The sequence below is a fragment of the Rhodococcus sp. P3_B8 genome (assembly GCF_056402775.1).
Map to the genome: position 1 here is coordinate 1 of NZ_JBFUGT010000346.1, position 6,469 is coordinate 6,469.

The window sequence follows — 6,469 nt, forward strand, 5'->3', positions numbered from 1 at the left end:
GGGCATCCGCGACGGACAGTTCCGTGCTCTGCCGCGGCTGATGGTCAAGGGCCTGCTGGGCATGTTCAACTACAGCTACCTCTGGATCACCCCCGCGGGCTCCGAGACACCCGAGGAGATCGCGGACGAGTTCCTCGACGCCGTCGTCACGGGGATGCGGGCGTGAGGCGCTTCGCGCCCGTGCGCGGTTGACGAGTCTCTGCACTCGTTCGCCGCGCACGGGCGGCGGAGCCGCTGGCTTGGACGCACCAAGCCAGTACGGACTATCCTCGTTGCATGAGTCCGTCGTCGGCCACCCCCGCCCGTTGCTCCATCGCGCGCACCCTCGAACTCCTGGGCGACAAGTGGACGCTGCTCATCATCCGCGACGCCTTCTGGGGCCACAGCCGGTTCTCGGAGTTCACCCGCAGTCTCGGGGTGGCGTCCGACGTACTCACCGCACGGTTGGCGATGCTCGTCGACGAAGGGATCCTCGAACGTCGCGCCTATCGTCAGGAGGGGTCGCGGGAACGTCTGGAGTATGTGCTGACGGAGAAGGGCAAGCAGTTGCATGTCGTGATCGGGGCGCTGGGCCAGTTCGGTCGCGACCATCTGCCGCGTCCGGGTAGCACCTCCCCCGAGTACACCGACGAGACCACCGGCGAGGCCGTGTCCCTCGCCTTCGTCACCGACGACGGTCGCCGCGTCCCCGCATCGACTCTGCATGTACAGCAGGGTGCTCCGGCCCCGGCGGGCGATTCGCAGGGTTAACCCGAACTCGTGAAGAACGGGGCGCGACCTCGTCGTATCCATGCTAACTTGGAAATTCCAAGTTAGTGAGAGAGCAAGGAAACCATGTCTGTACAACACGGAGTTCACGCAGTCGAGAATTTCTGGGCCCGGGTGTGGCAGTCACCCCAAGACCCGCACGCGATCGACGAGCTCGTCGTCGACGACTTCGTCATCGTCACCGGTGGAGAGGCGATCCGCGGCCGGGACGCCTTCAAGGAATGGGTGCTGAAGTTTCAGTCCACCGTCGAGGATCTGGAGTTCATCCCCGTCGAAACGTTCCAGAACGAGGACGGTTCCCGCGTCGCGTCGCTGTGGGAAATGACCGGCCGCAACCGCGGATTCATGGGCACCGAACCCGACGGGCAACCCATTCACCTGACCGGCACCGCGGTGTGGAGCGTCCGCGCCGACGGGATGCTCGAATCCAATCGCGTCGAGCGCAATGCCTGGGAGCTGCACCGGCGGCTGACGGCCTAGGCGCTTCGCGCCCGTGCGCCTTTCTGGTTGCGGGAGCTACCAAAAAGGCGCACGAGCGGCGGAGCCGCCTACCTGGCTGCTGCGATGCGGGCCTCGGCAACGGCGTCGGCTGCGGCGCCGGCGAGGATGCCGTCCTGCTTCGCGACGTCGAGGATCTGGACGACGGTGGCGAAGATCTTCTCGACCTGCGCGCGGACGTCGTCGGCGGACGTGCCGAGCCGCTCGCCGGCGACCTGGATGAGTCCGCCGCCGTTGGCGACGTAGTCGGGAACCCAGGTGATGCCGCGTTCGCCGAGGTCGTGCTCGACCGCGGGGTGGGCGAGCTGGTTGTTCGCGGCCCCGCAGATCACCTGGGCCGTGATCGCGGYGACGGACTCGTCGGTGAGCGTGGCGCCCATCGCGCAGGGTGCGTAGACGTCGAGTTCCTGGCCGATGACGCTCGACGCGATCTTGACGTCGGGGAAGTCCCGGGCCACGCGGTCGAGTGCGGCGGCGTTGACGTCGGTGGCGACCACCGACGCGCCGTCGGCGAGCAGCAGCTTGATCAGCTGGTAGCCGACCTTGCCGGTGCCCTCGACGCCGACGGTGCGGCCGGCGAGGCTCGCGGTGCCCCACGTGGCCTGGGCGGCGGCGCGCATGCCCTGGAACACGCCGAGGGCGGTCATCGGGGCGCTGTCGCCGGACCCRCCGGCGGCCGTGTTGCGTCCGACGACGTAGTCGGTGGCGCGGCCCATCACGTCGAGGTCGTCGGAGTTGGTGCCCACGTCGCCGGCGGTGATGTACCGGCCGCCGAGCGTCTGAACGAACCGGGCGTACGCCTCGAGCAGCGCCTCCGACTTTCCGGTGGCGGGGTCGCCGATGATGACGGCCTTGCCGCCGCCGAGGTCGACTCCGGCGATCGCCGACTTGTAGGTCATGCCCCGCGACAGGCGCAGGACGTCCTTGAGTGCGGCGGCCTCGTCGGCGTACGGGTAGAAGCGGGTTCCGCCGAGCGCCGGTCCGAGGGTGGTGTCGTGGATCGCGACGATCGCCTTGAGTCCGGTGGCGGGGTCCTGGAAGAACGTCACCTGCTCGTGGGCGGTGTCGGTGGGGAAATCGGTGCGCTCGAACACTCCAGCGTTTTCGGGCAGTGCGGTGTCGTGACGTTCCGCGGTGAGAGTCATGTCTTCTCAGGACCTTTCCGGAGTGGTGGCAATCGTGATGGTGGAGGTGTCGACGCCGAGTTCGGCGAGACGCTGGAGGTAGACGGTGACGTTGCGCAGCTTCACGTCCTCGTAGCCCCGGACGAGGTCGGGGGTCGCGGCGATCAGCGTTGCGGTGTCGTAGGTGTCGGCGGAGAGGTCGGCGACGAGGCGGGCCACCGTGGTCTCGTAGTGTGCGAGCAGCTGACGCTCGAGGCGACGGACCTTGGCGTAGCCGAACGGGTCGAACGCGGTGCCGCGGAGGAACTTCGCCTTGGCGAGGGTCTTGAGCGCGACGTGTGAGCGGGGGCCGAATCCGATCTTGGTCTTGCGGCCCATGGCCTTGAGGACGGGCGGGTGCAGCTTGTAGGTGAGCTTGCCCGCGCCGGGGACCTCGCCGGCGGCGGCGTCGAGGAACGCCTGGTCGGTGAGCATCCGGGCCACTTCGTATTCGTCCTTGTAGGCGGTGAGCTTGTGCAGGCCGGCGGCGACGGCCTCGCTGAACTCGGTCCGGCTGCCCAGTTCGCGCTCGGCGTCCCATGTCTGCTGCACCAGGGCGATGTAGCGGGCGGCGACGCGGTCGCCCTGGAAGGCGACGAGGTTCGCGGCGCGGCGTTCGGTGAGTTCGAGCGTCGTGCCGTCCAGGGTGGATCCGGCGAACAGGTGCGTCGGGACGACGGTGTCGCTGCGCTGGGGCACGGCGGCCGAGCTGGTGGCGGCGAGGAAGGCTTCCCGGTCGGCGACGGCGACGCGTCCCCAGTGGAATGCGGCCTTGTTGGACTCGACGGCGACGCCGTTGATCTCGAGGGCTTCCTCGATGAAGCGGGCGGGGACGGGCAGTCCGCCGGCCTGGTAGGCCGCGCCGACCAGCAGGAAGTTGGCGGCGGCCGTGCTGYCGAACAGTGCGGTGGCGGCGGCGAGCCCGTCGATCGCGGTCAGTTCGCGGGCCGAGACGTCGAGACGCTCGAGCAGCTTGTCCTCGTCCGGGTAGCGGACGGCGGGGTCGTAGACCATGTCGCCGGTCGGGGTCTGGCTGGTCGACGCGACGGTGATGGTCCGCTCGGAGCTGCCGAAGCCGGCGTACTTGGCGTCGGCCGCCGTCAGCAGGTCGAATGCGAGGACGCAGTCGGCGGTCGCGGGGCTGATTCGGTTGGACGGCGCCGATCTTCCCGACCGTGTCTTCTGATCGCTGAGCCGCAGGTGCGAGGTTACGGGTCCGGCCTTCTGACTGAGTCCGGTCTGGTCGAGTCCCTCGACGTGCAGCCCGGCGCGCAGTGCGGCCATGCCGAGTACCTGGTTGACGGTGACGATGCCGGTACCACCGACACCGGCCATGAACAGGTTGTGCGTTCCGGTCCACACGGCGGGGTCGGGGTCGCCGACCTCTGGCGGAACCGGGATCTCGCGCAACGTCTTCGGTGCGCCTTCCTCGGGCAGCTCGACCGTCACGAACGACGGGCAGTCGCCCTCGAGGCAGGAGTAGTCGGTGTTGCAGCTGGTCTGGTCGATCTTGGTCTTGCGGCCGAATTCGGTGTCGACGGGCTGCACGGACAGGCAGTTGGACTTGACGCCGCARTCGCCGCAGCCCTCGCAGACGGCCTCGTTGATGACGACGCGGGTGCGGCGGGCGGGCAGCTTGCCGCGCTTGCGCTTGCGGCGGGCCTCGGCGGCGCACTGCTGATCGAAGATCAGCACGGTGACACCCTCGATGTCGCGCAGGACGCGCTGCGCCTCGTCGAGGCGGGTCCGGTCCCACAGCAGCGTGTTGGCGGCGAAGTGGGCACCCTTGTGCCGCTTGGGCTCCTCGGCGCACACGATGATCTGCTTGACGCCCTCGGACGCCAGCTTGTGGGTCAACTGCGGCACGGTCAGCCCGGCCTCGGCGTCCTGCGCCCCGGTCATCGCGACGGCGGAGTTGTAGAGCACCTTGTACGTGATGTTGACGCCTGCGGCGACGCACGCCTGCACGGCGAGCTGGCCGGAGTGGAAGTAGGTGCCGTCGCCGACGTTCTGGAACATGTGCTTGACGTCGCTGAACGGGGCCTGCCCGATCCACTGCGCGCCCTCGCCGCCCATCTGGGTGAGCATCGTGACGGCGCTGTCGGTGCGGCCGGACATCGTGACCAGGGTGTGGCAGCCGATGCCGCCGCCCGCGATCGATCCCTCGGGCACCGCGGTGGAGCGGTTGTGCGGGCAGCCGGAGCAGAAGTACGGGGTGCGCGACGTCGGGAGGACGGTCAGCTCGAGGCGCGGCGGCGGGGCCGGCGTCAGCGCGACCCGGTCCTTCAGGACGCGGCGCAGCGGTCCGGTGAGACGGGCGGCGGTCAGTTCACCGTCGACGGGGATCAGGTTCTTGCCCTGCGCGTTCTTCTTCCCCAGCACTGCCGGTGCGCTGGCGCCGCCGTAGAGGATGTCCTTGAGCTGCGACTCGACGAACGGCATCTTCTCCTCGACGACGAGGACCTGCTCGACGCCGTCGGCGAGTTCGCGAACCTTGTCGGCGCCCAGCGGGTAGGGCATGCCGACGCGGAGGATGCGGATGCCGGCGTCCTCGAGCTGGGAGTCGCCGAGCCCGAGGTCGAGCAGGGCCTGGCGCAGCGAGTCGTAGGCGGTGCCGACGGCGGCGATGCCCAGCCACGCGCTGCGCGGGTTCACCTCGATCTTGTCGATCTCGTTGGCGGCGTTGAACGCCTCGACCATCGCCCAGCGCGGCCCGTACAGGTCGGCCTCGGCGTAGACGCTGTCGGGCGGGGACGCGAGCACGCGCTGCCGGTACGACCACGGCTTGCCGTTCCACTCGATCTCGGGGAGCACGATGTCGAGGTCGGCGAAGTTGCGGTCGAGGGTCCAGAGTCCGTCGGCCACGTCGGCGACGATCTTCATGCCCGACCAGCAGCCGGAGATCCGCGACAGCGCCACACCGTAGAGGCCGAACGTGATGACCTCCTCGGCGTTGCGCGGGAAGAACACGGGCATGCCCATCGCGGCCATGGACCGCTCACTGGCGCAGGGGATGGTGGAGGACTTGGCGTTGGGGTCGTCGCCGACGAGGACGAGGACGCCGCCGCGGGCGTTCGCGCCGTACATGGCGGCGTGCCGGATGGAGTCGCTGGCGCGGTCCAGGCCGGGACCCTTGCCGTACCAGACGCCGACGACGCCGTCGTGGGTGCGCTCGCCCTGCGGGAGGTCGACCTGGCTGCCCCAGACGGACGTCGCGGCGAGTTCCTCGTTCATGCCGGGCACGAACTTCACGTCGTGGTCGGTGCTCAACGTGGGGATGGCGGCGATGGTGCGGTCGAGTCCGGCGAGGGGGCTGCCCTGGTAGCCGGAGACGAACGTCGCGACGTTCAGTCCCGCGCGGCGGTCGCGTTCGTGCTGCTCCACCAGCTGGCGGGCGATGGCCTGCACACCGGTCATCAACACCGGGCCCGAGTCGGCCCGGTATCGGTCGGCGAGATCAAAGGATGCTGCACTGGTGCGAGCGTCGTCTAGCTGAGTCATCTGCGATTCCCGATCCGTCGCGTTGAGCATTTCGTGAGCTTGATCCTGTATCTGGTCTAAGATTTGGTCAACGCAAATCGGATCAACTGATCAGTTCACGCAACAGGTGACGGTCGTCACTTCCCGGAGGTACCCAAAGTGCTCAGCATCGACAAGCTCGACGTGCAGTTGCTCGGACTGCTCGGCAAGGACTCACGCATGAGCGTGGCCGAACTCGCCAACTCGCTGGGCGTCGCCCGCAACACCGTGCAGTCCCGGATGAAGCGCATGGAGACCAGCGGACTGCTCACCGGCTTCCGCCCCAACCTCGACCTCGCCGAGGTCGGGATTCCCATCCAGGCGTTCGTCGGGCTCGAACTCGAACAGGGCAAGCTCACCGCCGTCGGCAACCGCCTCGTGGACCTGCCGGAGGTCATCGAGATCCACGCGACCACCGGCCGCGAAGATCTGCTGGTGCGGGTGGCCACGTCCACGCACGCGGAGCTGCAGAAGTTGCTGGAGTAGATCGCGAACCTGCCCGGAATCACGCTTTCGACCAC

General features: G+C 68.6%; 5 protein-coding genes and 1 pseudogene. 4 read left to right on the top strand and 2 right to left on the bottom strand.

Going from position 1 to position 6,469, the window contains the following annotated elements:
• From AC1D1G_RS39760 to AC1D1G_RS39770, 3 genes are all read left to right on the top strand, one after another.
• The coding region (locus AC1D1G_RS39760) for a TetR-type transcription factor C-terminal domain-containing protein (RefSeq protein WP_477956339.1) at positions 1-166 on the top strand (166 nt) is incomplete at its 5' end.
• 110 nt (positions 167-276) lie between these two features.
• On the top strand, positions 277-750 hold the full coding sequence (locus tag AC1D1G_RS39765; RefSeq protein ID WP_477956335.1) for a winged helix-turn-helix transcriptional regulator: 474 nt from the start codon (positions 277-279) through the stop codon (positions 748-750).
• A gap of 84 nt (positions 751-834) precedes the next feature.
• Complete coding sequence (locus AC1D1G_RS39770) at positions 835-1,248, top strand: ester cyclase (protein ID WP_477956336.1); 414 nt, start codon at positions 835-837, stop codon at positions 1,246-1,248.
• 68 nt (positions 1,249-1,316) lie between these two features.
• Here AC1D1G_RS39770 and AC1D1G_RS39775 read toward each other — a convergent pair whose 3' ends face one another.
• Both AC1D1G_RS39775 and AC1D1G_RS39780 read right to left on the bottom strand, forming a co-directional pair.
• Positions 1,317-2,411, bottom strand: coding sequence for a Glu/Leu/Phe/Val family dehydrogenase (locus AC1D1G_RS39775; RefSeq protein WP_477956337.1), 1,095 nt, complete (start codon positions 2,409-2,411; stop codon positions 1,317-1,319).
• A gap of 6 nt (positions 2,412-2,417) precedes the next feature.
• Positions 2,418-5,930 (bottom strand): indolepyruvate ferredoxin oxidoreductase family protein, encoded by a 3,513-nt coding sequence (locus AC1D1G_RS39780; RefSeq protein WP_477956338.1) that lies wholly within the window; start codon positions 5,928-5,930, stop codon positions 2,418-2,420.
• 138 nt (positions 5,931-6,068) lie between these two features.
• Between AC1D1G_RS39780 and AC1D1G_RS39785 the strand changes: the two are divergent.
• Positions 6,069-6,431, top strand: a pseudogene (locus AC1D1G_RS39785) (Lrp/AsnC family transcriptional regulator); the annotation flags it as partial.
• Positions 6,432-6,469: the final 38 nt, after the last annotated feature.

Excerpts from the sequence above, each read along its gene's own strand:
- AC1D1G_RS39765 (WP_477956335.1), top strand. The coding sequence starts at position 277 with ATGAGTCCGTCGTCGGCCACCCCCGCCCGTTGCTCCATCGCGCGCACC.
- AC1D1G_RS39770 (WP_477956336.1), top strand. The coding sequence starts at position 835 with ATGTCTGTACAACACGGAGTTCACGCAGTCGAGAATTTCTGGGCCCGG.